The sequence below is a fragment of the Aureimonas sp. AU12 genome, assembly GCF_001463705.1.
GTDB lineage: Bacteria > Pseudomonadota > Alphaproteobacteria > Rhizobiales > Rhizobiaceae > Aureimonas.
This window is the reverse complement of sequence record NZ_BBWH01000009.1, coordinates 35,345-61,216: the sequence shown is the minus strand read 5'-3', so window position 1 is coordinate 61,216 and position 25,872 is coordinate 35,345. Positions and strand designations below refer to the sequence as shown.

Annotated in this window: 26 protein-coding genes; 19 read left to right on the top strand and 7 right to left on the bottom strand. The window is 68.5% G+C overall.

Annotated elements, in window-relative coordinates; translation table 11 throughout:
* Positions 1-69 precede the first annotated feature (69 nt).
* Genes AUL33_RS04045 through AUL33_RS04020 form a run of 6 tightly spaced genes read left to right on the top strand, consistent with a single transcriptional unit; the run spans position 70 to position 3,106 of the window.
* A complete protein-coding gene (locus AUL33_RS04045; RefSeq protein ID WP_062204047.1) occupies positions 70-819 on the top strand; it encodes a ComF family protein in 750 nt (249 codons plus the stop codon).
* Positions 820-863: 44 nt separating this feature from the next.
* On the top strand, positions 864-1,124 hold the full coding sequence (gene grxC, locus AUL33_RS04040; protein ID WP_062204044.1) for a glutaredoxin 3: 261 nt from the start codon (positions 864-866) through the stop codon (positions 1,122-1,124).
* Positions 1,125-1,152: 28 nt separating this feature from the next.
* A complete protein-coding gene (locus AUL33_RS04035) occupies positions 1,153-2,013 on the top strand; it encodes a carbon-nitrogen hydrolase family protein (RefSeq protein WP_062204041.1) in 861 nt (286 codons plus the stop codon).
* Positions 2,010-2,465, top strand: a complete 456-nt coding sequence (locus AUL33_RS04030; RefSeq protein WP_062204038.1) for a DUF1178 family protein — start codon at positions 2,010-2,012, stop codon at positions 2,463-2,465. Before AUL33_RS04035 ends, AUL33_RS04030 begins: the two co-directional genes overlap by 4 nt.
* 34 nt (positions 2,466-2,499) lie before the next feature.
* Positions 2,500-2,790, top strand: a complete 291-nt coding sequence (locus tag AUL33_RS04025; protein WP_062204035.1) for a DUF1289 domain-containing protein — start codon at positions 2,500-2,502, stop codon at positions 2,788-2,790.
* 37 nt (positions 2,791-2,827) lie between these two features.
* On the top strand, positions 2,828-3,106 hold the full coding sequence (locus tag AUL33_RS04020; RefSeq protein ID WP_062204032.1) for a DUF1289 domain-containing protein: 279 nt from the start codon (positions 2,828-2,830) through the stop codon (positions 3,104-3,106).
* A 288-nt stretch (positions 3,107-3,394) separates the two neighbouring features.
* On the opposite strand, the gene AUL33_RS04015 is transcribed toward AUL33_RS04020, so the two are convergent.
* The 3 genes from AUL33_RS04015 to ubiG all read right to left on the bottom strand — a co-directional run bounded on the left by AUL33_RS04015 (position 3,395) and on the right by ubiG (position 5,364).
* The gene (locus AUL33_RS04015) at positions 3,395-3,865 is read right to left on the bottom strand and encodes a Dps family protein (protein WP_062204029.1); all 471 of its coding nucleotides are present in this window, start codon (positions 3,863-3,865) and stop codon (positions 3,395-3,397) included.
* A 92-nt stretch (positions 3,866-3,957) separates the two neighbouring features.
* Complete coding sequence (locus AUL33_RS04010; RefSeq protein ID WP_062204027.1) at positions 3,958-4,443, bottom strand: hypothetical protein; 486 nt, start codon at positions 4,441-4,443, stop codon at positions 3,958-3,960.
* Between the two features lie 177 nt (positions 4,444-4,620).
* Positions 4,621-5,364: a bifunctional 2-polyprenyl-6-hydroxyphenol methylase/3-demethylubiquinol 3-O-methyltransferase UbiG gene (gene ubiG / locus AUL33_RS04005; RefSeq protein ID WP_374754403.1), complete on the bottom strand. Its 744-nt coding sequence runs from the start codon at positions 5,362-5,364 to the stop codon at positions 4,621-4,623.
* 257 nt (positions 5,365-5,621) lie between these two features.
* Between ubiG and AUL33_RS04000 the strand changes: the two genes are divergently transcribed.
* The 5 genes from AUL33_RS04000 to AUL33_RS03980 all read left to right on the top strand — a co-directional run bounded on the left by AUL33_RS04000 (position 5,622) and on the right by AUL33_RS03980 (position 13,135).
* Positions 5,622-6,875: an aspartate kinase gene (locus AUL33_RS04000; protein ID WP_062204023.1), complete on the top strand. Its 1,254-nt coding sequence runs from the start codon at positions 5,622-5,624 to the stop codon at positions 6,873-6,875.
* Between the two features lie 94 nt (positions 6,876-6,969).
* Entirely contained in the window at positions 6,970-9,237 is a 2,268-nt protein-coding gene (gene ptsP, locus AUL33_RS03995; protein WP_062204019.1) for a phosphoenolpyruvate--protein phosphotransferase, read from the top strand.
* A 93-nt stretch (positions 9,238-9,330) separates the two neighbouring features.
* Positions 9,331-10,404: a peptide chain release factor 1 gene (gene prfA / locus AUL33_RS03990; RefSeq protein WP_062204016.1), complete on the top strand. Its 1,074-nt coding sequence runs from the start codon at positions 9,331-9,333 to the stop codon at positions 10,402-10,404.
* Positions 10,385-11,302, top strand: a complete 918-nt coding sequence (gene prmC, locus AUL33_RS03985; RefSeq protein ID WP_210171787.1) for a peptide chain release factor N(5)-glutamine methyltransferase — start codon at positions 10,385-10,387, stop codon at positions 11,300-11,302. The genes prfA and prmC overlap by 20 nt, the downstream gene beginning before the upstream one ends.
* Before the next feature lie 345 nt (positions 11,303-11,647).
* Positions 11,648-13,135, top strand: coding sequence for a DUF4167 domain-containing protein (locus tag AUL33_RS03980; RefSeq protein ID WP_156419272.1), 1,488 nt, complete (start codon positions 11,648-11,650; stop codon positions 13,133-13,135).
* Positions 13,136-13,316: 181 nt separating this feature from the next.
* On the opposite strand, the gene AUL33_RS03975 is transcribed toward AUL33_RS03980, so the two are convergent.
* On the bottom strand, positions 13,317-15,017 hold the full coding sequence (locus tag AUL33_RS03975; protein ID WP_062204010.1) for a methyl-accepting chemotaxis protein: 1,701 nt from the start codon (positions 15,015-15,017) through the stop codon (positions 13,317-13,319).
* A gap of 300 nt (positions 15,018-15,317) precedes the next feature.
* On the opposite strand from AUL33_RS03975, the gene AUL33_RS03970 reads away from it, so the two are divergent.
* Entirely contained in the window at positions 15,318-15,812 is a 495-nt protein-coding gene (locus AUL33_RS03970) for a MaoC family dehydratase (protein WP_062204006.1), read from the top strand.
* Positions 15,813-15,831: 19 nt separating this feature from the next.
* Here AUL33_RS03970 and AUL33_RS22475 read toward each other — a convergent pair whose 3' ends face one another.
* On the bottom strand, positions 15,832-15,978 hold the full coding sequence (locus AUL33_RS22475) for a hypothetical protein (protein ID WP_192843131.1): 147 nt from the start codon (positions 15,976-15,978) through the stop codon (positions 15,832-15,834).
* Positions 15,979-16,185: 207 nt separating this feature from the next.
* Between AUL33_RS22475 and gph the strand changes: the two genes are divergently transcribed.
* Both gph and AUL33_RS03960 read left to right on the top strand, forming a co-directional pair.
* Complete coding sequence (gene gph, locus AUL33_RS03965) at positions 16,186-16,872, top strand: phosphoglycolate phosphatase (RefSeq protein WP_062204004.1); 687 nt, start codon at positions 16,186-16,188, stop codon at positions 16,870-16,872.
* Positions 16,873-16,962: 90 nt separating this feature from the next.
* A complete protein-coding gene (locus tag AUL33_RS03960) occupies positions 16,963-18,336 on the top strand; it encodes an APC family permease (protein ID WP_062203999.1) in 1,374 nt (457 codons plus the stop codon).
* A 46-nt stretch (positions 18,337-18,382) separates the two neighbouring features.
* On the opposite strand, the gene AUL33_RS03955 is transcribed toward AUL33_RS03960, so the two are convergent.
* Positions 18,383-19,111 carry a DUF2076 domain-containing protein gene (locus AUL33_RS03955; protein WP_062203997.1) on the bottom strand — a complete coding sequence of 243 codons (729 nt, stop codon included), beginning with the start codon at positions 19,109-19,111 and terminating at the stop codon, positions 18,383-18,385.
* A gap of 157 nt (positions 19,112-19,268) precedes the next feature.
* Between AUL33_RS03955 and AUL33_RS03950 the strand changes: the two genes are divergently transcribed.
* From AUL33_RS03950 to AUL33_RS03930, 5 genes are all read left to right on the top strand, one after another.
* Positions 19,269-20,006 carry a serine protease gene (locus tag AUL33_RS03950; protein ID WP_192843130.1) on the top strand — a complete coding sequence of 246 codons (738 nt, stop codon included), beginning with the start codon at positions 19,269-19,271 and terminating at the stop codon, positions 20,004-20,006.
* Between the two features lie 228 nt (positions 20,007-20,234).
* Positions 20,235-21,467 carry an imelysin family protein gene (locus tag AUL33_RS03945; RefSeq protein WP_062203990.1) on the top strand — a complete coding sequence of 411 codons (1,233 nt, stop codon included), beginning with the start codon at positions 20,235-20,237 and terminating at the stop codon, positions 21,465-21,467.
* A gap of 111 nt (positions 21,468-21,578) precedes the next feature.
* The gene (locus AUL33_RS03940; protein ID WP_244491954.1) at positions 21,579-23,108 is read left to right on the top strand and encodes a di-heme oxidoredictase family protein; all 1,530 of its coding nucleotides are present in this window, start codon (positions 21,579-21,581) and stop codon (positions 23,106-23,108) included.
* Positions 23,108-24,205, top strand: coding sequence for an imelysin family protein (locus AUL33_RS03935; RefSeq protein WP_062203984.1), 1,098 nt, complete (start codon positions 23,108-23,110; stop codon positions 24,203-24,205). The genes AUL33_RS03940 and AUL33_RS03935 overlap by 1 nt, the downstream gene beginning before the upstream one ends.
* 170 nt (positions 24,206-24,375) lie before the next feature.
* Positions 24,376-25,488, top strand: coding sequence for a DUF1513 domain-containing protein (locus tag AUL33_RS03930; protein WP_062203981.1), 1,113 nt, complete (start codon positions 24,376-24,378; stop codon positions 25,486-25,488).
* A 58-nt stretch (positions 25,489-25,546) separates the two neighbouring features.
* On the opposite strand, the gene AUL33_RS03925 is transcribed toward AUL33_RS03930, so the two are convergent.
* Positions 25,547-25,804: a hypothetical protein gene (locus AUL33_RS03925; RefSeq protein ID WP_062203978.1), complete on the bottom strand. Its 258-nt coding sequence runs from the start codon at positions 25,802-25,804 to the stop codon at positions 25,547-25,549.
* Between the last annotated feature and the right edge of the window lie 68 nt (positions 25,805-25,872).

Genomic DNA, 25,872 nt, shown 5'->3' with positions numbered 1-25,872 from the left:
GGGCCGAGTATCGTCAAGGATCGACGGCGAAGCGAAGCGGGTGAACCGGCCGCCGGGGGAGGGATACCCATGGGCTTGATGATGCGGGGGCTGGCGTCGATCGCCCGGCCGATCGGCCGGTTTCTCTATCCGCCGGTCTGTGCCGGCTGCGGCGGCGCGGTGAGCGAGGCGGCAGCCCTCTGCCCCGCTTGCTGGCGGACGATGCGCTTCATCGAGCGGCCCTATTGCGAGGTGCTCGGGTTGCCCTTCTCGTTCGATCTCGGCCGCGGCTTTCTCAGCGCCGAGGCCATCGCGGAGCCCCCGGCCTTCGCGCGCCTGCGCGCCGCCGTGATCTATCGGGACCTTGCCTCGCGCCTCGTCGCCTCGCTCAAATATTCCGACCGGACCGACCTCGTGCCGCTGATGGCGGGCTGGATGGCGCGGGCCGGAGCCGAACTCCTCGACGATGCCGAGGTGGTGGTGCCGGTGCCGCTGCATTCCGGCCGCCTGTTTCGCCGCCGGTTCAACCAGTCGGCGGAGCTGGCCCGCGCCATCGCGCGACGGCGGCGGCTCGACTTCGCGCCGACGAGCCTCGTGCGGGTGCGCTCGACGCGCTCGCAGGTCGGCCTTGGCCCCGAAGAGCGGCGGACCAACGTGCGCGGCGCCTTCCAGGTCCGGCCGGAGCGCGACGATGCGGTGCGCGGCCGGCGTGTGCTGCTCGTCGACGACGTGTTCACCACCGGCGCCACGGTTTCGGCCGCGACGCGCGCCCTGAAGCGGGCCGGCGCAAGGGAGGTCGATGTTCTCGTCTTCGCAAGGGTTGCGAGCGGCGGCGGTTGATCGCATATCCGGGTCATCGTCTTTTCGCAGGACCCCGAAGCCCGATGCCGAACGTCACGATCTACACCCGTCAGCTCTGCGGCTACTGCTCGCGGGCCAAGCAACTGCTCGCCGCCAAGGGCGTCGCCTTCGACGAGCGCGATGCGACGGTCGATCCGGCGTTCCGCCAGGAGATGATGCAGCGTGCGCCGGGGCGCTCGACCTTCCCGCAGATCTTCATCGGCGAGACACATGTCGGCGGCTGCGATGATCTCGTGGCGCTCGATCGCGCCGGCAAGCTCGATCCGCTCCTCGCCGTCGCCTGATCTCTCCAGAACCCCGGACCCTTCCCCCATGACCGTCTTCCAAGCCGCCGTCGTCCAGATGCGTTCGGGTGTCGATCCCGCCCGCAATGCCGAGGCCCTCGAGCGGCTGGTCGGCGAGGCCGTCGCCAAGGGTGCGCAATACGTCCAGACCCCGGAGATGACGGGCATGCTGTGCCGGGATCGCGCGGTCTTGCAGGCGGCGCTTCGTTCGGAAGCGGACGACCCGATCGTCGCCGCAGCCCGGTCTCTGGCGCGCCGCCATGCGATCACGCTGCATATCGGCTCGACCGCGATTGCCGCGCCGGACGGCATGGCCGCCAACCGCGCCTTCCTGTTCGGGGCGGACGGCGAAGTCGTCGAGACCTACGACAAGATTCACATGTTCGACGTCGATCTCGACAATGGCGAGAGCTGGCGCGAATCGGCGACCTACGTGCCCGGCACCCGGTCCGGTCTCGCGGATCTGACGATCGCCGGCGGTCCCGTGCGGCTCGGCTTCGCCGTCTGCTACGACATGCGCTTTCCCGACCTGTTCCGGGCGCAGGCGCTGGCTGGCGCAGAGGTGCTGACGGCGCCCGCCGCCTTCACCCGCCAGACCGGCGAAGCGCACTGGCACGTGCTGCTGCGCGCCCGCGCGATCGAGAACAACGCCTTCATGATCGCGGCCGCGCAGGGCGGCCGGCACGAAGACGGCCGCGAGACTTTCGGCCATTCGCTTCTCGTCGATCCCTGGGGCCGCGTCATGGCCGAGGTGAAGGGTGACGAGCCGGGCATCGCCATGGCGCGGATCGACACCGATCTCGTCGCCTCCACGCGCTCGAAGATCCCGAACCTCAAGAATCGTCGCCCGTTCGAGGCGCCCGAGATCCGCGAGCGCGCGCCCGCATGATCCACTATGCGCTGAGGTGCGAGCCCGCGGGCCACGGCTTCGACGGCTGGTTCCGAAGCGGCGAGGACTTCGACCGGCAGTCCGCGCTCGGCCTGCTCGAATGTCCGTCCTGTGGCACGGCGAGCGTGGCGAAGGCGCTGATGCGCCCGGCTGTCGCGGCCGCCCGCGACGGGGCGCCTGGTGCCTCCCGCCCCGCAGAGACGGCTGCCGTGGCTCCGCCGCCGCCCGAGATGCTGGCGATGATCCAGCGCATGCAGGAGATGGCGCGCGAGGTTCGCGCCAAGGCCGACTATGTCGGGCCGAACTTCGCCGAGGAGGCGCGTCGCATCCATTACGGGGAAACCGAGGAGCGTCGCATCTACGGCGAGGCTTCGGCTCCCGAGGTGAGGGGGCTGCTCGAAGAGGGCATCGCCGCCCTGCCGCTTCCCGCCCTTCCCGAAGACAAGAATTGAAGGCGGCGGCCGCAAGCCGCCGAACACGATCCCGATGGCTAAGACCTGGGCGAACGCGCCGTCCCCCTGTATCGACGTCTGCAAGTTCCGCGATGGCGGGCAATGCATCGGCTGCCGGATGACGAAGCCGGAGAAGAAGCGGTTCAAGAAGCTGGACGGCAAGGCGGCCAAGAAGGCGTTCTTCCTCGTCCTCACGGAGCGGCTGGAGACGGCGGGGCGCTACGCCTACTGGTCGCGCATGTATCGCCGCCGCTGCGAGCGCAAGGACCGGCCGTGCCCGCTCGACAAGATCGAGGCGGTGGACGAGGCGAAGGTCGCGGCGTAAGGGACGCGCCGTTGGCCAGGAAGCATGGACGAAGCGAATGACGAGCGAAGATCTGCAGGTCTGGGCCGATGCGCCGTCGCCCTGCGTCGACGTCTGCAAGTACAAGCGTGCCGGCCGCTGCGTCGGCTGCATGATGACGAAGGCCGAGAAGGACAGTTTCCCGCGGTCCGGCAACGGCGCCGCCAAGAAGCAGTTCTTCGAGACGCTGCTGGCGCGCCTGCAGACCGAGCACAAGAACCCGGCCTTCTGGGCCATCGCCTATCGCCGCAAATGCGAGCAGGACGGTGTCGCCTGTCCGCTCGACGAGAGCGTCTGACCGCCGCCCGGTCGAGACACCATCGCTGCGTGGGTGTTTGCGGCCCCTCGCATGCTTCGAACGACAATGGGTCCGGTTGTTGCCCGCTCGCCCGTGACCGGCCGAGTCGGTTTATGTCCGGCCGGCCCGTATCCGTGGACTGGCTCGGGACGGGGTCAGCCGGACGATGAGCGCGGTGGGGGCGTAAGGTGGCGGGAGCGGGAGGCACCACGCGGCGAATGATCGGCTCATGAAAAAGGCCCGCCGGATCGCTCCAACGGGCCTGATCGTCTGTGGCTCTGCGCGGGCCTACTTGAGGTGAGCGCGGAGCATCCAGGCGAACTTGTCGTGGATCTCGATGCGGCCGGTGGCCAGATCGTTCGTGGCCCAGTCGCCATGCTCTTCGGCGACCTGCGCCAGCGAGGAAAGGGTCGAGGAGAGCGTCTCCTGATCCTTCATCAGCACTTCGATCATGGTGCGGGCGTCGGCGTGGCCGTCATGCTCTTCGATGGCGGAGCGCTCGAGGAACACCGAGTAGCGGCCTTCCGCATGCGCGTCGAACGCCTTGATGCGCTCGGCGAGAAGATCCTGGCCTTCGAAATGGTCTTCGTAGATCTTCTGGAACAGCTCGTGCAGCGGCCCGAAGGACATGCCGGTCACGTTCCAGTGGAAGTTCTGCGCCTTCAAGGTCTCGATGTTCGTCTCGGCCAGCGCCTGCGTCAGGCCGTTGACGATGTCTTCCTTGGCGGCGGGTTCGATCTTCGCGGCGACGAGGCCCATCGTATTCTCCTTCGAATGACGGCCGAAAGCCGTTTGGAATGGTTCCAATGTAGCTGCTCGGCCGACCGGGTTCAAGCTGGTTTTGAATCATTCTAAACTGGAGCGGCGGCGTCGAGAGCCTCGACCATATGGGAGGAGAGAAAGCGCATCCAGCGCTGGGCGGGTCGGCGCACGCGCCAGCCGATCAGCGCCGAAGCGAGCTTCGTCTCGCCGCCGCGCCACGCGTCCACCATCCGCGTCATCCAGAGTTCGTCGTCGCTGACGCAGCGCGCCCCAGGCCGGTAGATCGTCATCTCGCCGGAGGCATTGTCGCACAGGCCCCGGAAGAAGGCCGTCGCGTAGCGTTCGAGCGAGACGGCGGGTTCACCCGCGAGCACGAAGCAGGCCCGCTCGAGATCGGGCTTGGGGGCGAGCTGAGACCGCAGCGCCAGCCAGCGCAGGCGCTCGAGATCGAGCCGCTGTGCGGGGCTGAGGTCGCGCGAGGCGGCAATGCGCTCGGCGGTCGGACAGCGGGGGAATGAGAGGACGGCGGCCGAGCCGTTGGACTCGATCTCGGACCGCATCGAAAGAGCTGCCATGCCGTATCCTGCCTTCGCACGCGGGCCTTAGATCCGCGAGGGCGGCCGGCGTCAGAAACTTGACTGCAATCTGAAGCATTCCATAGCAGACCCCCCTCGCTGCCGAAAGGGCAACGCGGGCGGAAAAAGCGGTCGGCTGGACGGACGGATCGCCGCGCCCTGGGGTGGCGGTCGCTGTCAGGCGATGCGGCGGCCGAGCACCATGTAGTTGACGTCGGTGTCGCGCGAGCGGCGCCATTCGTCGGCGAGCGGATGATAGACGACGCCGGTCTCGTCGATCATCTCGATGCCTTCGCCGCGCAGCGGCGTCTCGATCTCGCCCGGCCGCACGAGCTTCGAATATTGGTGCGTCCCCTTCGGCAACCAGCCCAGCACGTATTCGGCGCCGACGATCGCGAAGGTCATCGCCTTAAAGGTGCGGTTGATCGTGGCGACGAAGATCAGCCCGCCGGGCTTCACCATACGGGCCGCCGAGCGCAGGAAATAATCGACGTCGGAGACGTGCTCCACCACTTCGAGCGCCAGCACGACGTCGAATCGCTCGCCCGCCGCTTCCAGCGCTTCGGCGGTGTCAGCCCGGTAGTCGACTTCGATGCCGCTCTGCTCGGCGTGGAGCTTGGCCACCTCGATGTTGGTCTCCGAGGCATCCGCACCGACGACGTCCGCGCCGAGACGCGCCAGCGGCTCGGCGATCAGCCCGCCGCCGCAGCCGATGTCCAGCATCCGCAGCCCTTCGAATGGCCGGCCGGTGCGCAGGTCGCACCCGAAGTTCATCGAAACCTGCTCGCGGATGTAGGCGAGGCGCACCGGGTTGAACTTGTGCAGCGGCTTGAACTTGCCGGTCGGGTTCCACCATTCGGCGGCGAGTCGGGAGAAGCGCTCCACCTCGCCGGCATCCACCGTCGTCTGTCGCGCGTCCATCACCATCTCGATCGCCTCGGGGCTTATCTCACCTATTGAGCTTCGGCATGTTCCGCGCGCCCGCCCAAAGTCAAGCCGCCGAGCCGGCGGTGTCCGCGGGCGATCCCGGCGTCGCCTTGCGAAAATGTCGCGCTTCGGTTACGTCCCGGGCCGCCTGCCGCTCGGAAGTCTCGCCATTGCGACCTCTCCGGCGACGGCGCTTGTCTTTCATTCCGGATCGCGGCCGATCGGCGATCCGTCGCAGGCTCGATGGGTTCATGGCGCGTCTCGTTCTCAAATTCGGCGGCACTTCGGTCGCCGATATCGCCCGGATCCGCAATGTCGCCCGCCACGTGAAGCGCGAGGTCGACGCCGGCCATCAGGTCGCCGTGGTCGTCTCCGCCATGTCGGGCAAGACCAACGAACTCGTCGGCTGGTGCACCGACGCCTCCGCCATGCACGACGCCCGCGAGTACGACGCGGTGGTGGCGAGCGGCGAGCAGGTGACGGCGGGCCTTCTGGCGATCGCGCTGCAGAACATGGGCGTCAACGCCCGCTCGTGGATGGGCTGGCAGATCCCGATCCGCACCGACGGCGCCCATGGCGCCGCGCGAATCCAAGAGATCGACGGGTCCGAGATCGTGCGCCGCTTCGGCGAAGGGCAGGTTGCGGTGATCGCCGGTTTCCAAGGGTTGGCACCCGACAACCGCATCGCGACGCTCGGGCGCGGCGGGTCCGACACCTCGGCCGTCGCCATCGCGGCGGGCCTGAAGGCCGACCGCTGCGACATCTACACGGACGTCGACGGCGTCTACACGACGGATCCGCGCATCGAGCCCAAGGCCCGGCGCCTCGCCCGGATCTCATTCGAGGAAATGCTGGAGATGGCCTCGCTCGGTGCCAAGGTGCTGCAGGTCCGCTCCGTGGAACTGGCGATGGTCCACAAGGTGCGCACTTTCGTGCGCTCCTCCTTCGAGGACCCGGACGCGCCCGGCATGGGGGACTTCCTCAATCCGCCGGGCACTCTCATTTGCGACGAGGATGAAATCGTGGAACAGCAGGTCGTCACCGGCATCGCCTACGCCAAGGACGAGGCGCAGATCTCCCTGCGGCGCGTCGAGGACCAGCCGGGCGTCGCCGCCGCCATCTTCGGCCCGCTGGCCGATGCCGGCGTCAATGTCGACATGATCGTCCAGAACATCTCCGAGGACGGCACGCGCACCGACATGACCTTCACGGTGCCGGCCGGCGATCTGGCCAAGGCCACCGCCATTCTGGAGGACGCCAAGTCCTCCATGCGCTTCGACGTGATCCAGTCGGAGAAGGGCCTGACGAAGGTCTCCGTGATCGGCATCGGCATGCGCTCGCACACCGGCGTCGCCGCCACGGCCTTCAAGGCGCTGGCGGGACGCGGCATCAACATTCGTGCCATCACGACGTCGGAGATCAAGATCTCGATCCTCATCGACGGCGAGTTCTCGGAACTCGCGGTGCGGACCTTGCATTCCGTGTACGGTCTCGACAAAGCTTGACGGGACGCGGCTGGAAGCAGCCGTGACGGCCCTGTTCCCGGCCTGTCGGCGGCCGGGTCCTGTATACTTCTCCGGCTGACGGAAGACGCCTCTGATGCGAAGCGACTCCTCGGGACCGCGCATCCTCATGCGCCGGATCAGGGAACTGATGGCCGAGCCGCTGGAGCCGCAGGCCCGGCTCGACGAGATCGTTCGCCAGATCGCCGCCAACATGGTGGCCGAGGTCTGCTCGCTCTACGTCCTGCGGGCCGACGGCGTCCTCGAACTCTATGCCACCGAAGGCCTCAATCCCGGCTCCGTGCATCTGGCGCAGCTGCGCCTCGGCGAGGGTCTCGTCGGCACGATCGCCGCGACGGCGCGCGCCCTCAATCTGCAGGACGCGCAGAAGCATCCCGCCTTCACCTATCTGCCGGAGACGGGCGAGGAGATCTTCGCCTCCTTCATGGGCGTGCCGATCCTGCGGGCGGGTCGCACGCTCGGCGTGCTCGTCGTCCAGAACAAGGAAAAGCGGGTCTACAAGGACGAGGAGACCGAGGCGCTCGAAACGGTCGCCATGGTTGCTGCAGAGATGATCGCCGCCGGCAGCCTCGAGGGTCTGTCGCGCCCGGGCGTCGTGCTCGACCTCTCGCGCCCCGTGCATTTCAAGGGCAACGCGCTGGCGGACGGCATCGGCCTTGGTCACGTGATCCTGCACGAGCCGCGCGTCGTCGTGACCAACCTCTTCAACGAGGATGCCGAGGCCGAGGTTGCGCGCCTGGAGACCTCGCTTTCGTCGCTGCGCATCTCGATCGAGGACATGCTGTCGCGCCGCGACATGGCGGCCGAGGGCGAGCATCGCGCCGTGCTCGAAGCCTATCGCATGTTCGCGCACGATCGCGGCTGGGTGCGGCGGCTGGAGGAGGCCGTGCGCAACGGCCTGACCGCCGAAGCCTCGGTCGAGAAGGTGCAGAACGACATGCGGGCGCGCATGATGCATATGACCGACCCGTATCTGCGCGAGCGGCTGCATGATTTCGACGACCTCGCGAATCGTCTGCTGCGCGAGTTGATGGGCCGGGCCGGCGACCTCTTCGGCGACGGGGCGAGCGGCGACGCGGTGATCGTGTCGCGCTCGATGGGCGCGGCCGAACTCCTCGACTATCGCCGCGAGCAGATCCGCGGCCTCGTGCTCGAAGAGGGCGCGCAGACCAGCCACGTCGTGATCGTCGCGCGGGCACTCGGGATTCCCGTCGTCGGGCAGGTCAAGGGCGCCGTCTCGATGGCCGAGAAGGGCGATGCCATCATCGTCGACGGCGAGGAGGGCAGCGTCCACCTTCGCCCGCCCGTCGAGATCGAGAACGTCTTCGCCGAGCGCGTCCTCTTCCGCGCCAAGCGGCAGGAGCGGTTCCGCGAGTTGCGCGACGTGCCGGTGCGCACCAAGGACGGTCACGAGATCGACCTTCTGATGAATGCCGGCCTGCTCGTCGACCTGCCGCAGCTGGAAGCGGCGGGCGCGGCCGGCATCGGCCTGTTCCGCACCGAGCTCCAGTTCATGATCGCCTCGACGCTGCCCAAGACCAGCGACCAGGAGAAGCTTTACGCCTCGGTGCTGGATGCCGCCGACGGCAAGCCCGTGACGTTCCGCACGCTCGATGTCGGCGGCGACAAGGTGTTGCCTTACCTGCACCAGCCGCCCGAGGAGAACCCGGCGCTCGGCTACCGCGCGCTGCGGCTGGCGCTCGACCGGCCCGGCCTGATGCGCACGCAGCTGCGTGCGCTGCTCAAGGCGGCGGGCGGACGCGAGCTGCGCGTGATGTTCCCGATGGTCACCGACCTCGACGAGCTGCGCAAGGCGCGTGATCTGATTTCGCGCGAGTTCAAGCACCTGACGCGCTTCGCCCACGTCATGCCGCGCCGCCTGAAGCTCGGCGCGATGATCGAGGTGCCCTCGCTCCTGTTCCAGCTCGACGAGCTGATGCAACTCGTGGACTTCGTCTCGATCGGCTCGAACGATCTTTTCCAGTTCTTCTGCGCCGTGGATCGGGGCAATGCGCAGATTTCCGGCCGCTTCGACGACCTGTCGACGCCGTTCATGCGCGCCCTCAAGGACATTCTCGACGCGGGCCAGCGCAATTCCGTGTCGGTGACGCTCTGCGGCGAAATGGCCGGGCGGCCCTTGTCGGCGATGGCGCTGATCGGCCTCGGCTTCCGCTCGATTTCCATGACCTCCTCGGCCATCGGCCCGGTGAAGGCGATGCTGCTCGATCTCGATGCCGGTGCCCTCAACAAGGCGGTCATGGCGCAGCTTGCCGACAAGCATCCGCGCCAGACCTTCCGGCAGATGCTCGAGGAGTTCGCGGCCGCCAACGCCATTCCCTGCTGACGCCCGGCTCGCAGGGTTGCCGCAGTGCTGGCGACTTGTCGGGGCGGCGCGCCGGGTTTAGGGCTTGCGCCGACACGACTTTGAAAGTTGCGCATGGCCGTTCTGCCCGAACACACGATGACCGAGATCCTGCGGCGGGCAGACGATCTGCATGCGCAGATGGCGTCGGGTCCCGACCATGAGGTCTATGCGCGCATCGCCGCCGAATATGCGAGCCTCGAAGACGTGGTCGCGGGCATCCGGGCCTATCGTGCGAGCGAGCGCGAACTCGCGGACCTTCGTGACCTCCTGACCGACCCGACCGCCGACCGCGAGATGCGCGATCTCGCCGCGTCCGAGATCGGTGATGTCGAGCAGCGGCTGGCGCGCCTGCAGGGCGAGCTGATGATCCTGCTTCTGCCCAAGGACGCTGCCGACGCCAAGGGCGCCATTCTCGAAATCCGCGCCGGCACCGGCGGCTCGGAGGCCGGGCTCTTCGCGGGCGATCTCTTCCGCATGTACCAGCGCTATGCCGATGCGCGAGGCTGGAAGATCGAGGTGCTCGAAGCCTCGGAAGGGGAGGCGGGTGGCTATCGCGAAGTCGTGGCCTCGGTGACGGGCGTCGGCGTCTTCTCGCGTCTGAAGTTCGAATCCGGCGTCCACCGCGTGCAACGCGTGCCCGCCACCGAGTCGGCCGGGCGCATCCATACCTCCGCCGCGACGGTCGCCGTCCTGCCCGAGGCCGAGGATGTCGACGTCGAGATCCGCGCCGAGGACATTCGCATCGACACGATGCGCGCATCGGGGTCGGGTGGCCAGCACGTCAACACCACCGATTCGGCCGTGCGCATCACCCACCTGCCGACCGGCATCATGGTCACGTCGTCGGAAAAGTCGCAGCACCAGAACCGCGCTCGCGCCATGCAGGTTCTCCGCGCACGCCTCTTCGACATGGAGCGGGCGCGCGTCGATTCGGAGCGCTCGGCTGACCGGCGTTCGCAGATCGGCTCGGGCGACCGCTCGGAGCGGATCCGCACCTACAACTTCCCGCAGGGGCGCGTCACCGACCATCGCATCAACCTGACGCTGTACAAGCTCGACCGGGTGATCGAGGGCGAGATGGACGAACTCGTCGATGCGCTCGTCGCCGACGATCAGGCCGCGCGCCTTGCCGCCGTCGGCGCCTGAGCCCGGAGCGGCCGGGGCGTCCGTCGCCGACTGTCTCGCAGGGCTGCGGCAGCGGTTTCGCACGGCCAGTCTCGCGACGCCCGATCTGGACGCGCGGCTTCTCGTCGGCGCCGCGCTCGAACTCGACGCCGCCGGGCTGATCCTGCGCGCCGCCGACCCGGTGTCACCCGAAGTCGCCGCGCGCCTCGACGCGATGGCCCGGCGCCGGTTGGCGGGTGAGCCCGTGCATCGCATTCTCGGTCGCCGCTTTTTCTTCGACCACGAGTTCGCGCTGTCGCCCGAAACGCTGGAGCCGAGGCCGGATACGGAAATCCTCGTGGCTCTCACGGATCGCGCCTTCCGCATCGCCGAGGCCGAGAGCGACCGTCCGCTCGTCTTCGCAGATATCGGCACGGGCACCGGCGCGATCGGCGTCTCGCTCTTGGCGATGCAATCTCGGCGCCGGTGCCTCGCCGTCGACATCGCGGAAGAAGCGCTGACCACGGCGCGCATCAATGCCGCCGCGGCCGGCGTCGGCGAGCGCTTCCTGCCGCTGCGCTCCGATTACCTGTCGGCCGTGGGCGCCGGGACGCTCGACGCGGTCGTGTCCAATCCGCCTTACATTCCCAGCCGCGACATCGACGGGCTGGACGTCGAAGTGCGCCGGTTCGATCCGATGCTGGCGCTCGACGGCGGCGCGGACGGGCTCAGTGCCTATCGCCGGATCGCCGCCGAGGCGGCCTTTTGCCTTCGTCCGGGCGGCGATCTCCTTCTGGAGATCGGGATCGGCCAAGAGGGCGATGTCGGCATCATCTGCCGGGCGGCCGGTTTCGAACTCGTCGCCGGGGAAGTCGACTTGGGCCAAATCCTGCGCGCTTTGTGGTTTCGCCGCGACAATTCCTCGGAATTTCGACCGTAAAAGCGCGGGAACACCGTGGGTTGCGCCGAAAGCCTCTTGTTTGGCGACCCGCGAATGACTAGAAATTCAGTGTAGACGGAGCGATCGAGGGGGACGTCCCTTGAGGCCGGAGCGCCGCAGGCCTCCGAAGACGGGACGCTCGAATGAAGCTCCGTTCCGTCCGTCATGCCCGGCGATGGGGATCGCCGCACCGGATCGACCAACTCCAGGACGAGCCTTGCCCAGCGGGATCCGACGATCCGGCGGCCGCGCTCCAGACGCAGACCGTGCGAAGTGCGACGAGTTCGCCTTCGCGATGAGGGCCCCAGCCGGCCGAGGCCGGATGATCCAGAAGACAGGAAGAGCATGAGGCCAGGACAGCAGCAGAACAAGCAGCAGCAGCAGCAGCGTATGCGCGGTCGTGGGCGCAAGGGCCCGAACCCGATGTCCCGCTCCTTCGAGTCGAACGGTCCCGACGTCAAGATCCGCGGAACCGCTCAGCACATCGCCGACAAGTACACGACGCTGGCGCGCGACGCCGCCGCATCCGGCGACCGGGTGATGGCCGAGAACTACCTCCAGCACGCCGAGCACTACGGTCGTATCGTCGCCGCGGCGCAGGGGCAGTTCCAGCCCTCGCAGCCCGAGCGCGACTTCGACGACATGGACGAGGACGGCGAGGACGGCAACGAGGCCGGCGGCTACGCCGGCGAGCGCGGCAACACCTATGCCGGCCAGAATTTCGGCCACCAGAACTACGGCGGTCAGGCTTCCGGATCACAGAACTCGGGCGGCCAGAACGGCGGCGGGCAGGATCGCACGCAGCAGAACTTCCGCGAGAACCGTGACGGCAACGGCCAGCGCGACGGTAACGGCCAGCGCGATAACAACGGGCAGCCGCGCGGCGAGCGCGACTTCAACCGTCAGAACGAGCGTCAGAATGAGCGACGCGAATTTCGCGACAATCGCGATCGCAACGGTCAGAACCGCGATGGTCAAAACCGGGACGGCCAGAACCGCGACGGTCAGAATCGCGAGGTTCGCGCCGACGGGGGTCAGCAGCGTGATGGCCAGAACCGTGACAGTCAGAACCGGGACGGCCAGCCGCGCGAGAACCCAAACCGCGACGGCCAGAATCGCGACAATGCCAACCGGGATCGCCAGCCGCAGCCGCAGTTGAGCGGAACCGGGCCGCAGCCTTTCGTTCGCGACGAGGCGGAAGCCGGGCCTGAGCCGGTGGCTCGCGAGGGCAACCGCCGCGAAGGTCGCCGCGAGCGCCCGCGCCTGAACGATCGGAACGGCGACCGCCGTTTCGAGGAGCGCTTCAGCCGCAACCGGCAGGGCGACGAACTGAACGCCGAGCGCAACCGCTCGAACGAGGACGCGAACGGCGAACGCAGCGAATCGCCCGCCGGCGAGCCTGCGATGGCACCGCAGCCGGTTGCCGCGCAGCCGGCGACATCGTCTTCCTACGAGGCGACGCAGCCAGCCTTCGTCGAGGTGACTGCGCCCGCCGGCGAAATGCCGGGCGGCGAGATCGGCGGCGAGCCCCGCCGTCGCGGTCGTCCGCGGCGCGAGCGGGTTGAAGGCGAGATCACCGCCGACGTGCCGTCCGCCGGGGTCCAGTCGCCTGCGACCGTCTCTGAAGCGGTGGCGGACGCGGTCTCGGCGGCCGAACCGAAGCGCCGGGTCGCCAAGCCTGCCGCATCGGTCGAAGCCGAAGCCACGGACACCGGCGAGACGCCGGCCAAGCGCCGTCCGGGTCGTCCTCGCAAGAAGAAGGACGACGACGATGGCGGCGAAGGGGGCGGCGGCGAGCATCTGCCCGCCTTCCTCCTGGCCTCGAACGGCTGAACCGAACGCCTGAACGAAGGGAAGGCCCGGCGGATACCGCCGGGCCTTTTTGCGTCGGGCGGTTCGGGACGAGGGTTGCTCTCGCGATGTCGGGGAGGGCGTGGTTTGTAGGCCAAGTGACGACGCGAAAAGGCCCGGCCGCTGATGCGACCGGGCCTTCGTTCTTGTGGACGGCCTTGGCTCAGGCGCTCATCTTTTCGAAGCCGCCGGACGCGTCGAGATCGATGTCGAACCCGCTCGAGGTGGCGACCACCGGGCGTTTTCCCGCCGGTCGCGTCTCGCGAGCGACGCGGTCGGCGCGCGCCTTCAAGGTCCGCACGTTGCTCGCCGGGATCGTCGCTGGAGCCAACGTCTCGGCGACGGGTGCCGGATGGGCCGCGGCGCCCTCCTCGATGCGGAAGAAGGCCGCACGCTCGTCGAGGCGGCCGGCCTCGGCCGAGAGCTGCTCGGACGTCGCCGCCATTTCGTTCGCCGCGCCGGCATTCGCCTGCGTCACCTGATCGAGCTGCTGGATCGCCTGGTTGATCTGGTCGATGCCGACCGACTGTTCACGGCACGCCGCCGAGATTTCGGTGACGAGTTCGGCCGTGCGCTGGATATCGGGCACCAGCTGCAGCAGCATGTGCCCGGCCTCTTCGGACGCCGCCAGCGTCTGAGCCGACATCTGACCGATCTCGGCTGCGGCTTGCTGCGAACGCTCGGCGAGCTTGCGCACTTCGGAGGCGACGACAGCAAAACCCTTGCCGTGCTGGCCGGCGCGGGCCGCCTCGATCGCAGCGTTCAGCGCCAGCAGATCGGTCTGGCGGGCGATCTCCTGCACGACCTGGATCTTCTGGGCGATTGTCCGCATCGCCTCGACCGAGAGCGCCACCGCCGCGCCGGTCTTCTCGGCGCTGATGCTGGCCTGCGCCGCGATCTTTTCGGTGGTCGATGCGTTGTCGGCGTTCTGGCGAACGTTGGCCGTCATCTCCTCGACGGCCGCCGAGGCCTGTTCGGACGCTGCGGCCTGTTCGGTCGAGCCGGACGAGAGCTGGTCGGCGGTCGCGGCCGACTGCATCGAGCCGGAAGCCACCTGCGCCGCTGAACCCCGGACGTCGCGCACGATCCCCGAGAGGTTGCCCGCCATCGTCGCCATAGCCCGCTGCAGGTCGCCGATCTCGTCGCGGGATTTCGAGGCTGCGATGCCGGCGACGAGATCGCCCTCGGCCATGCGCAGCACATCGGCGCGGAGAACACCGAGCGGGCGGAAGAGGGGGCCTGTGACGAGGAATACGAGGAGCGCGACCGTTCCGAGGATGGCGAGGTTGGTCGCCGCCATCGACTGGATGAGGTCGTGGACGGCCAAGAGATAGGTCGCCTTCTCGCTTCCCACGAACAGGATGCCGACGACGTTGCCGCTCGCGTCCTTGATCGGATCGTAGGCGACGAAATAGGGCTGGTCGAGGACGGTGGCCTCACCGCGATAGGGCTGGCCGCTCTTGAGCACGGCCTCGATGACCGGCGCGGCCGTAAGCTTGGTGCCGATGGCGCGCGTGCCGTCCGGCTTCACGACATTGGTGGCGATGCGCGTGTCGTTCGCGAAGATCGTGGCGACGCCGCCGACGAGAGCCTTGATCCGGTCCACCGGCTCGGTGAAGCCGTTGAGGGTGCGCACCCCGATCTTCAGGTCGGTGCCGTCGAGCCGGTACTGCATGCCGTACTTGCCCATGACCTCCCAGGCGACGCGCATGTTAGCGTCCTGCACCGCCATGCCCTTGGCCTCGGCATCGGCGAGCATCGTGTGACGGACCTGCCAGAGATTGACGGCGAACAGGGCGACCAATCCGGCCAGCGCCAGCAGGGTGACCTTCAGGCGGATGGACATCCGGGGCTTGAAGCGCATGCGAACCTCGCTTTTCGAAACGTAAAGGTTCGACGCCGACCGCGTGAATGCCGCGCAGCGGCGCATCCATCGGGCGGAACCGAACGATGCGAAGATGCCAAGCTGAACTTGCTATAATGTTGCTCAGGGTTGTGGTTCCGCTGCAACTTGCCGACACCGTTAAGGAAGCGTTCGCATGGAAGGCCGCGAATGGCGGTCCATCGTTGCGCATTTCGCGCCATGCCGGGCGTTCCGCGCCGGTCGACGCATCGGCGCCGACGCTCTAGAACCCGGCGAGCAAACCGACGACAGGATCGCGACATGACCGCCAACGAACCGAAGGCGCCGCGGCTGGTGCCGATCGACATCTATCGCGGGTACCTCGACGGCGAGACCTTCGTGTCCGACTGGCTGACCGTGGATCAGACGATGATCGACACGTTCGCGACGGCCACGCACGACCACCAGTTCATCCATGTCGATCCGGTGCGGGCTAAAGCGGAGACGCCGTTCGGCGGCACGATCGCCCACGGGTTCCTGTCGCTCTCGCTGCTGTCGATCCTCGCCTATGGCGCGATGCCGGGCGTCGAGCGCACGAAGATGGGGGTCAATTACGGCTTCGACAGCGTCCGGTTCCTGACACCCGTTCGCTCGGGCGCCCGGGTGCGGGGCACCTTCCAGCTGAAGGCTCTGACGGAGCGGGCCGTCAGCGTCCAGTCGGCCTGGGACGCGGCGGTGGAGATCGAGGGCTCGGCCAAGCCGGCCCTCGTGGCCCGCTGGATCACGCTTGCGGTGATCGAGCCGCCGGCGGACTGACGCCGGCGGCGGAGCGGTCCTACTTCTTCTTTTCCTGACCCGCCATCTTCGGCGCGGCGACGGATTTGACCGGCCCGGCCGGCAGTCCCTTGATGCTCGGGGCCGAAGCGTTGCCCTTTTCCACGACCTTCTTCGGCTTCTTGTCTTCGCGGCTGCCTTTGCCCATCGTCACTCTCCCTCAGAACCCGTCGGATCGGCGAGCCTCGCACGGAACGCCGCCGCCGGCTGCATGAATTCGGAGCAAGGTGACGGGTGCTTGGGCGCCCGGCGGGTTGCGGGCGGCGCGGCAAGGCCGGATAAGGTCTGACCCTTTCCGCCGGAGATCCGCCATGCGCCGTTTCGATCCGTCCGCAAGCCGTCGGGGCCGTCGGTCTTGAGCGCCGCGCCCGTCTGGCCGAAGGCCGTGCTGTTCGATCTCGACGGGACGCTCGTCGACTCGCTCCCCGACATCCACGCCGCGCTGAACGAGACGCTGGCGAGCCTCGGCGAACCGCCCTTCATGCTCGAAGCGGTGGGGCACATGGTGGGCGCCGGGGTGCAGGTGCTGATCGGCCGGGCCTACGAGGCGCTGGACAAGCCGCTCGACGTCGCCACCCGCGACAAGATCGCCGAGCGCTATCTAGCGATCTACGGCGCCCGGGCCACCGAACTGACGACGCTGAATGCCGGCGCCAGCGACGCGGTGCGCCTCTTGGACGAGGCCGGGATCGCGATCGGGGTCGTCACGAACAAGCCGGGCGCCGAGACCGCGGAGATCCTCGCCCATTTCGGGCTGGCCGATCGCATGGCCATCGTTGTCGGGGGCGATGCGGGCCCGCGCAAGAAGCCGGCGCCGGATCTCCTCGTCTTCGCCTGCCGCGAACTCGGCATCGAGCCGGGGGAGGCCTTGTTCGTCGGCGACAGCGAGAACGACGTCGATGCCGCGAAGGCCGCCGGCATGCCGGTGGTCGCGATGCGCGGCGGCTATACGGCGAAGGGCGCGGATGCGCTGGGCGCCGATCTCGTGCTCGACCGGCTCGACGAGATCCCTCACAGGCTCGCCGAACTTACGGCCGCCTGACGGCTGCCGCATTTTTGCCGTGATTCGGCTTGGCTCGGGCCGAGTCCGCGCTACTGTCTTGAGACGGAATGTCGCAAGGAGAGAGCGGGGATGGCGGGAACGCAAGAGACTTCAGCCGGCGAAGCCCGACTGAAACGGGCGGTCGGGCTGCCGCAGGTGACGCTGTTCGGTCTGGGTTCGATGCTGGGCGCCGGCATCTACGGCCTGATCGGCGAAGCCGCACGCGAGCTCGGCAGCGCCGTCTGGCTCGCCTTCCTCGTCTCGATGGTCGCCGCGCTGCTCACCGGCCTGTCCTACGCCTCCATCGCCTCGCGCCATCCGCGAGCCGGCGGCGCCGCCTACGTCACGCAGCGCGCCTACGGCCGGCCGATGGTTTCCTACGTCGTGGGCCTCGCCGTCGTCTGCTCGGGCCTGACCTCGATCGCCACGCAATCGAACGTCGTCGCCCGCAACTTCGCGGGTGCTCTCGGCATCGACGCGCCGCTCAGCCTTCTGGCCATCGGCTTCCTCGTGCTGCTGGCGGGCGTTCTCTTTCGCGGCATTTCCGAGTCGCTCTGGCTGAACGCCGTCTGCACGGTCGTCGAGGCCTTCGGCCTCCTTCTCGTGATCGCCGTCGGCGTCTCCTACTGGGGCAACGCCAACCTCCTAGAGTTCCCGACGAACGAGGACGGCAGTGCCCTGCAGGGTTCGGTCGTCCTGCTGGTGGCACAGGGGGCGGTGCTCACCTTCTTCTCGTTCATCGGCTTCGAGGACATGCTGAACGTCTCGGAAGAGGTGAAGAACCCCGAGCGCACCATGCCGATCGCGATGATTTCGGCGATGCTGATGGCCACCGCGATCTACATCGCCATCGCCATCACCGCGGTCTCCGTCGTGCCCTGGCGCGAACTGGCGGAGGCGTCGGGTCCGCTCACGCTCGTCATCGAGCGGGCGGCGCCGTGGTTCCCGACCGGGGTCTATGCGGGCATCACGATCTTCGCCGTCGCCAACACCGCGCTCGTCAACTACGTGATGGCCTCGCGCCTCCTCTACGGCATGTCGAAGCAGGGTCTGCTGCCGGCGGCGCTCGGCCGGGTTCATCCGACCCGGCACACACCCTATGTCGCGATCGGCGTGCTTCTGGCCATCGTCATCGTGCTGTCGCTCGTCGGCGACATCGCGGCGCTCGCCTCGTCCACGGTGCTGCTGCTGCTCGGCGTCTTTACCGTGGTCAACGTCTCGCTCATCGTGCTGAAGCGCCGGCCGGGCGAGAAGCCGGGAGCCTTCGAGGTGCCGGTCGTGGTGCCGGCCCTCGGCGCGATCGCCTGCGCGACGCTGATCGTTGTGCGGATCGCCGAAGGCGCGTGGACCGCGCCGATCATCGCGGGCAGTCTCGTCGCGGCGATCTTCGTTCTCTACCTGCTGACGGGCGCCGGCCGGGAAGGGCGCATCGATGCCTTCCTCGAAAGCGAACGCGCCAGCTGACGGTGGTTCGGGTCGCGGCGGCTGGCCGCCGCGACCCCTGCCGGTTTCAGATGTCGTCGTTGCCGTCGAGATCCGTCATGTCCATGCTGTCATAGTCGGCGTTCTCGATGTCGGGTGCGTCGGAGTTGGCGTTGTCGATGCCGCTCGTGTCGGCCGGCGCGCCGTAGAAGTTTTCGGTGACGTTGTTCTCGACCACCGTCTCGCTTCCCGACCCCAGCGCCGACGCGCCGGCCCCGAGGAACGAGTGGCCGCTGCCCTCGAAGAGGTTGCCGAGCATCGACCCGAGCATGACGCCACCGGCAACGCCCACGGCGGTCTGCGCGGCGCCGGCCAGGAAGCCACCGCCGCCCCCGAAGCGCCCGCCCATGGGCGCGGCCTGCATCGGCGCCGCAGCGGGTGCGGAGCCCCAGGGGCCGGGCGCAGGACCGCCGTAGCCGCTCGACCTCGCAGCCGGCGTCGGAGCGGGAGAGCGCTGTGGTTCCCGAGCGCCGCTGCCGCCGCCGAAGAGGCCGCCGAGAAAGCTGCCGCCGCTGCCGGCGGGTGCGGGCTGATCGCGCAGCGAGCGCTCCAGCTCCTCGATGCGGGCCTGCGCCGCCTTCAGGGTCTCGCCCTGCACGATCATGGTCTGCGCCATGAAATAGGGCGTCGCCGGGCGGGCCGCGATGCGGTCCCGGATGAAGCTCTCGGCCTCCGCGTCGCGCGGCGGGGCCTGCCGTTCGGCCTCGCCGAGCCGATCGAAAAGCCCCTCGATCATCTGACGTTCTTCGCTGTTCATGTCGCGCTCGCTCGCCCTCTGGGCCGTTCCCGGCCGATGCGTCCGTCGCGATGCGGGCCGAGGGACCAGCGGGGGCGGACGGGGACGAACATGCGCCTGCGACACCGACGCTTCCAGCGCCGCCGTCAAATTTCATCTGCTGGTAAGGTCTCGGCTTGTGGGCGCGGCCGGGAAGGCGCATCGGCACGCGATGAGATTGTCCATCCGCCTCGTCTGCCTGCTGCTCGCAGCCCTGTTGCCGGCGAACCCGGTGCGCGCAGACGACCTTGGCGCTGCCGTCGCGCGGATCAACAACTCAGCGGGCGCCTTCTGCTCCGGCATCCTCCTCACCCGTCGCATCGCGCTGACCGCCGCGCATTGCGTCTTCAATCCGCGCGTGAACCGCTGGCTTCCCGCCGAGGCGATCCATGTCCTCCTTGGCTTCGACCGGGGCGCCTACGCGTTTCACACGGTCGCGACCGCCTACCGGACGGATCCGCTCTACGATCCCTCCCGGCCGATCGAGACGCTCGCCCGCGATTGGGCGCTGCTCGAACTGAAGACCAAGGCGCCGCCGACGATCGCGCTGCCGCAACTGGCGGACGAGCCGGCCGCCGGCGAGGCGTTGATGTCGCTCGGGTTCGCGCGCGACCGGCCCTATCGCCTCGGCCGATCCGACGCCTGCGCCCGTTTGCCGCGCGCGCCGCTGGGCCTTATCGCCACCGACTGCCGTGCGCCGCACGGCTTTTCCGGCGGGCCGCTCACGGCGCGGACGACCGGCGCCCTGGTGGGCATCACAGTGGCGGGCGAGGAGACGGGGCGGTCGGGTCTCGCGGTGCCGGTTTCGGCCTGGCGCGCGGTGCTGGACGAGATGTCGCGGCTAGCTCGAACCTCGGAAGACTTGCGTCGACCATGATGCAACTTTGGAATGCTTCCAAGCTTCGGCGTCCGGCAAGTAAGTCGAGACCGATGAACATGAGCGATGCAGTTGACTTCAAAGGGAGTGAAGCCTAGGAGCCCACGGCAGAACCACGCCGGGCCGAGCAGGGCTCTTCGAGATCGGCGCGGGGGCTGGAGAAGGATCCGCACGGTGACCCCAACGAACCGCCTGATATCGGCACTTCTCCTGTCAGCCAGCGCCGCCATGCCGTTCGCGCCGGCCCTTGCACAGACGGCAACGGCCGAGCCGGCAGCAGTGCTGCGGACCTATTCCGACATCGCCCTCTCCACCTACGAGGACGCGCTGATCGGCGCGCAGGCACTGAAGCAGGCGACGGACGCGCTCATCGTGAATCCATCGCAGGAAACGCTCGACAAGGCGCGGCTCGCCTGGAAGGCGGCCCGCCCCGCCTACCAGCAGAGCGAGGCCTTCCGCTTCGGCAATCCGGTGGTGGACGACTGGGAGGGCCGGGTGAATGCCTGGCCGCTCGATGAGGGTCTCATCGACTACGTGAGCCCGGCCTACGGCTCGGATTCCGACACCAACTCGCTCTACACGGCCAACGTGATCGCCAACAAGCAGATCACGGTCGGCGGCGAGGTGGTCGATACCACGGAGATCACGCCCGAACTCCTGCAGGACAAGCTGCAGGAAGCCGGCGACGTCGAGGCGAACGTCGCCACGGGCTACCATGCGATCGAGTTCCTGCTCTGGGGGCAGGATCTGAACGGCACGGGACCGGGCGCCGGCAACCGCCCCTGGACCGACTACTCGCGGACCGAATGCACCAACGGCAACTGCGACCGGCGCGGCGAATATCTGAACGCCGCGGTGACGCTGCTCGTGTCCGATCTCGAGGAGATGGTCGGCGACTGGCGCGACGGCGGGGCGGCGCGCAAGCAGATGACCGACGACCCGGCGGTGGGCATTCCCGCCATCCTCACCGGCCTCGGCTCGCTGTCCTACGGCGAACTGGCGGGCGAGCGGATGAAGCTCGGCCTGCTGCTTCATGATCCCGAAGAGGAGCACGACTGCTTCTCCGACAACACGCACATCTCGCATTTCAACGACGTAATCGGCATCCGCAACGTCTATGACGGGCGCTACCAGCGCCTCGACGGATCGATCGTCGAGGGGCCGTCGATCTCCGATCTCGTGGCGGCGAAGGATCCGGCCGTCGATGCCGAGATCAAGGCCAAGATCGACGCCAGCATCGCCGCCCAGCAGCAGATCGTCGATGCCGCCGAGAAGGGCGAGGCCTACGACCAGCAGATCGCCGAAGGCAACGAGGCCGGCAACGCGCGCGTCCAGGCCGCGATCGATGCGTTGGTGACGCAGACCCGCTCGATCGAGCGCGCCGTATCGGCGCTTGAGATCGAGAATGTCACGATCGAGGGCTCAGACAGCCTCGACAACACGAACGCGGTCTTCCAGTAGGACCACGCGGGATCGAAGAGCCGAGCCGCCGCATCGTCTTGATGCGGCGGCTCGATGCCGTTCGAGAGCAGCCGCCGTCCCGCCGGGATCGGCTCGAAGCGAAAGACGACGATGGTGGGTGCCGTGCGCGGTCTCTGGGTGCTGGGTCTCGTCGCGACTCTCGGTGCGGCGCTTCCGGTCACGGCCGGTTTCGGGCTGGACCTGCCGGTGCGCGGCGATCTCGACGCCAAGGATCTCAAGCGCGTCGTCGCCGTGACGAAGCCGACCACTGACTTCACCAAGGCCGAAGCCTTCGAGGAGATGCAGGGCGGCGCCGGCACCAGCCGCAAGCTGGTGAACCGCGACAGCTTCTCGCAATCGGCCGCCAATATCGGCTTCGAGGGCGAGGAGCGCTTCAAGCTCGGCAACGCCCTTTTTCGTAAGCTCTGGGTCTCGTCTCCCTCGTCCACCGCCGCTTCCGACGGGCTCGGACCTCTGTTCAACGCGCGCTCCTGCCAGTCCTGCCACTTGAAGGACGGGCGCGGGCATCCGCCGCTGGCCGGCGAGGACTCGACCTCGATGTTCCTGCGGCTGTCAAAGCCCGCAGAGACCGACGAGGAGCGCCAGATCCTCGCCAGCCATGCGCTGCCGCGCATTCCCGATCCCGTCTATGGTGGCCAGCTCCAGACCTTCGCCGTGCCGGGTCTGGCACCGGAAGGGCAGATGCGGATCGAGTATTCCGAAGAGCCTGTGCAACTCGGCGACGGAACGATCGTGCCGCTGCGCCGCCCGACCTACAGCGCCGTCGATCTCGGCTACGGGCCGCTCGATCCCAAGACCATCCTCTCGCCGCGCAACGCTCCACCGATGATCGGCCTCGGCCTCGTCGAGGCGATCGCAGCGGAAGACATTCTCGCCAAGGCCGACCCCGACGACCGGGACGGCGACGGCGTATCCGGCCGCGCCTCGATGGTGCCGGACGGGACGGGGCATCTCGTCCTCGGCCGCTTCGGCTGGAAGGCCAGCGCGCCGACGATCGAGATCCAGTCGGCCGATGCGTTTGCCGGCGACATCGGCATCTCGACGCCTCTCTTCAAAGCGTCCTACGGCGATTGCATGCCGGCGCAGACCGCCTGCCGCGAGGCGCCCACCGGCGTTCAGCCGCGTCTCGGCGATGTCGAGGCGCCCGATCCCGTGCTCGGCCTCGTCACCTTCTACTCGCAGAACCTCGCCGTTCCCGCCCGTCGCGCGATCGGCGACCCGCAGGTGCTACGCGGCAAGCAGCTCTTCTACGAGACGGGCTGCGCCGCCTGTCACACGCCGAAATTCGTCACCAGCCGCGCGGCGCCGGACAAGGCACGGGCCTTCCAGCTCATCTGGCCCTATTCCGACTTTCTCCTGCACGACATGGGCGAGGGGCTTGCAGACGGCTCGACGGTGGGCGACGCCGGACCCGCCGAATGGCGCACGCCGCCGCTCTGGGGTATCGGCTTGACGCAGACCGTGAGCGGGCACACGCTTCTTCTGCATGACGGGCGGGCGCGCAACGCGACCGAGGCGATCCTCTGGCATGGGGGCGAGGCGCAGCGGGCGCGCGACGCCTTCGCCGCCATGGCCGCGCCCGACCGTGCCGCCGTCCTCGCATTTCTGGAGTCGCTGTGATGCGCTTGCTGTTTTCGCTGCCCATGCTGGCATTCGCCCTCGCAGCTTCCGCGCCGGCGCTGGCAGTGGCGCCCGAAACCCGGCCGGCCACGACGCGTGAGGAGGTCGTGCGCCGCGCGGTCGAGGACGTGATCCGGCCGGGCTACGACGCTCTTGCCAAGGCGTCGGCCGATGCGGCCGAGACCACCGCGGCGCTCTGCGCGGCGCCGTCGCCGGCGGCGCTCGATGCGGTCCGACTGCGTTTCGGCGATCTCGCGCGGGCCTTCGGCGCCATCGAGTTCGTTCGCTTCGGCCCGATCGCGCAGGACAACCGCATCGAGCGCTTCCTGTTCTGGCCGGACCGGCGCGGCGTCGCGTTGCGGCAGGTCGGTGAGATCCTGGCGCGACAGGACGCGGCGGCCGTCGATCCCGACGGGCTCCACGCCAAGAGCGTCGCGGTGCAAGGGCTGACGGCGCTGGAGGCGCTCCTGTTCGGCACGGGGTCCGACGACCTCGCCACCCCGGCCGGCGACTTCCGCTGTCGCTATGCGCGCGGCGTCGCCGCCAACCTTCGCGACATGGCGGCCAATGTCGCGGTCGAATGGAAAGCTGCGGACGGCATCGGACGCCGGCTGATCCAGCCGAGCGCCGCCGACCCGAACTACCGCACCGCGAACGACGCGCTGCAGGAGATTCTCGGCACTGCAATCCACGGGCTGGAGGCGGTGCGGGACCTGCGCATCCTGCCCGGCATCGGCAAGAGCGTGGCGGAGGCGAAGCCGGGTCTCTTCCTCTTCCACCGCTCGGACCTCGACGCCGCCGTCCTGCAGGCCGATCTCGACGGCCTGAGCGCCTTGATGCTGGGCTCGGGCCTCTTCGACATCCTGCCGGAGGATTCGAGCTGGGTTCCCGCTTCGGTCACACTGGAATTCGAGACCCTTCGCAGCTCGCTCGCAACCTTGACCCCGACGCCCGCCGATGCGGCCGCGACGCCCAACGGCCACGGCACCCTGCAGGCCATGGTGCTGGAAATCCGCGGCATCGAATCGACGCTCGCCACCGAGGTCGCGCCGGCGCTCGGCGTCTCCGCCGGCTTCTCCTCGCTCGACGGCGATTGAAGCCTTTCCAGACGAGGCGGAGCCCGCTTCGTCGTCGGACGAAGCGGACTTGACCAAGATCGGAAGCACATCCGGCGAACCGATGTCGTTGGATCGGCTCCGGCGCCGCTCCGTTCTTCCAAAGCGCAACTTCGCATCGGCGCATCCCCGGTGCCTCGGGAGATCCGTCCATGGCACTGATCCGGCCGCTCGACCGCCGCACCTTCCTCAAAGGCGCGGGCGCCGCGTTCCTTGCGACGCTCGCGCCGGGCGCCGCCGAGGCGATCGAGCGTTCGGACATGCTGTTCGCCAGTGCCTGCGACCTGCCGGGGGGCGGCTCGGCCTGCGCCGTCTTCGACGAGCGCGGGCGGATCCTCTCGCGCATCGACCTGCCCGATCGCGGCCACGATGTCACCTTCGATCCCGTCTCGCGCCGCGCCGTCGTCTTCGCCCGGCGCCCGGCCACCTTCGCGGCGGTCTTCGATCCGCGCAGCGGCAAGGCCGAGACCACGATCGTCTCGCAGGAGGGGCGGCATTTCTTCGGCCACGGCTTCTTCTCGCCGGACGGAGCGCTGCTCTACGCCACCGAGAACGACTACGACGCTGCGCGCGGCCTCATCGGCGTCTACGACGTGCGGGCGGGCTATTCCAAGATCGGCGAGTTCGAGACCGGCGGCATGGACCCGCACGAGGCCCTGCTGATGCCGGATGGCGAGACGATCGTCGTCGCCAATGGCGGGATCGAGACCCATCCCGATTTCGGACGCCAGAAGCTGAACCTTGCGACGATGGAGCCCTCGCTCGTCTTCATCCGCCGCCGCGACGGGCAGATCCTCGACAAGCACGTGCTTCCAGCCGATCTCCACCAGCTGTCGATCCGCCATCTCGCGGTGGACGCGGGCGGCGCGGTCTGGTTCGGCTGCCAGTACGAGGGTCCGGAAACGGAACGCCCGGTGCTGGCCGGCTGCGCCCGGCCGGGCGAGACGCTGCGGCTGGCCGATCTCGACGAGGCGCATGTCGGCGCGCTCGCCAACTATGTCGGGTCGGTCGCCTGCTCGCGCGACGGATCGCGCGTTGCCTTCGCCTCGCCGCGCGGCAACACCGTGCTCGTCCTCGATACGGCGACGGGCGCGACGATCGAGAGCCTGTCGCTGCAGGAAGGCTGCGGGCTGGCGCCGGATGCCTCCCTCACCGGCCTGATGGCCACCGGGGGCAACGGGGCCGTGTGTCACCTGCCGGACATGGCCCAGACGATGCGGCGAGCCGAGGTCGTCTGGGACAACCACATCCTCGCCTTCGGCTGACTGGCTTTCGATGGACGCGGGATGTTTCGGCGGCGTGCGGACGCGCCGCCCGTCGGCCTCACACGGCGACGCGGCGCGGCACCCGGTTGGCGCGGCGCGCGAGGGACTGGATGAAGATCTGCGTCTCGATGGGCTTGGAGAGGATCGGCAGCACGCGCTCCTCGAAGGTGCGTCGCTCGGTCGGCGTCAGCCGCCCCTGACCCTTGGTGGCGAAGAGGCAGGCGATCTTGTGTTCGGACGTTCCATGCTTCAGCAGGCCGGCGTCGATGGCTTCGGCGATGAGGATCGCGAGTTCGGGTTCGGGGTGCAGGGGCATGCGTCGTCTCCGTCAATTCGAAGCCGGCACATAGCGTGTCGATCGCTCGTTTCCACGGCTTGACAGAA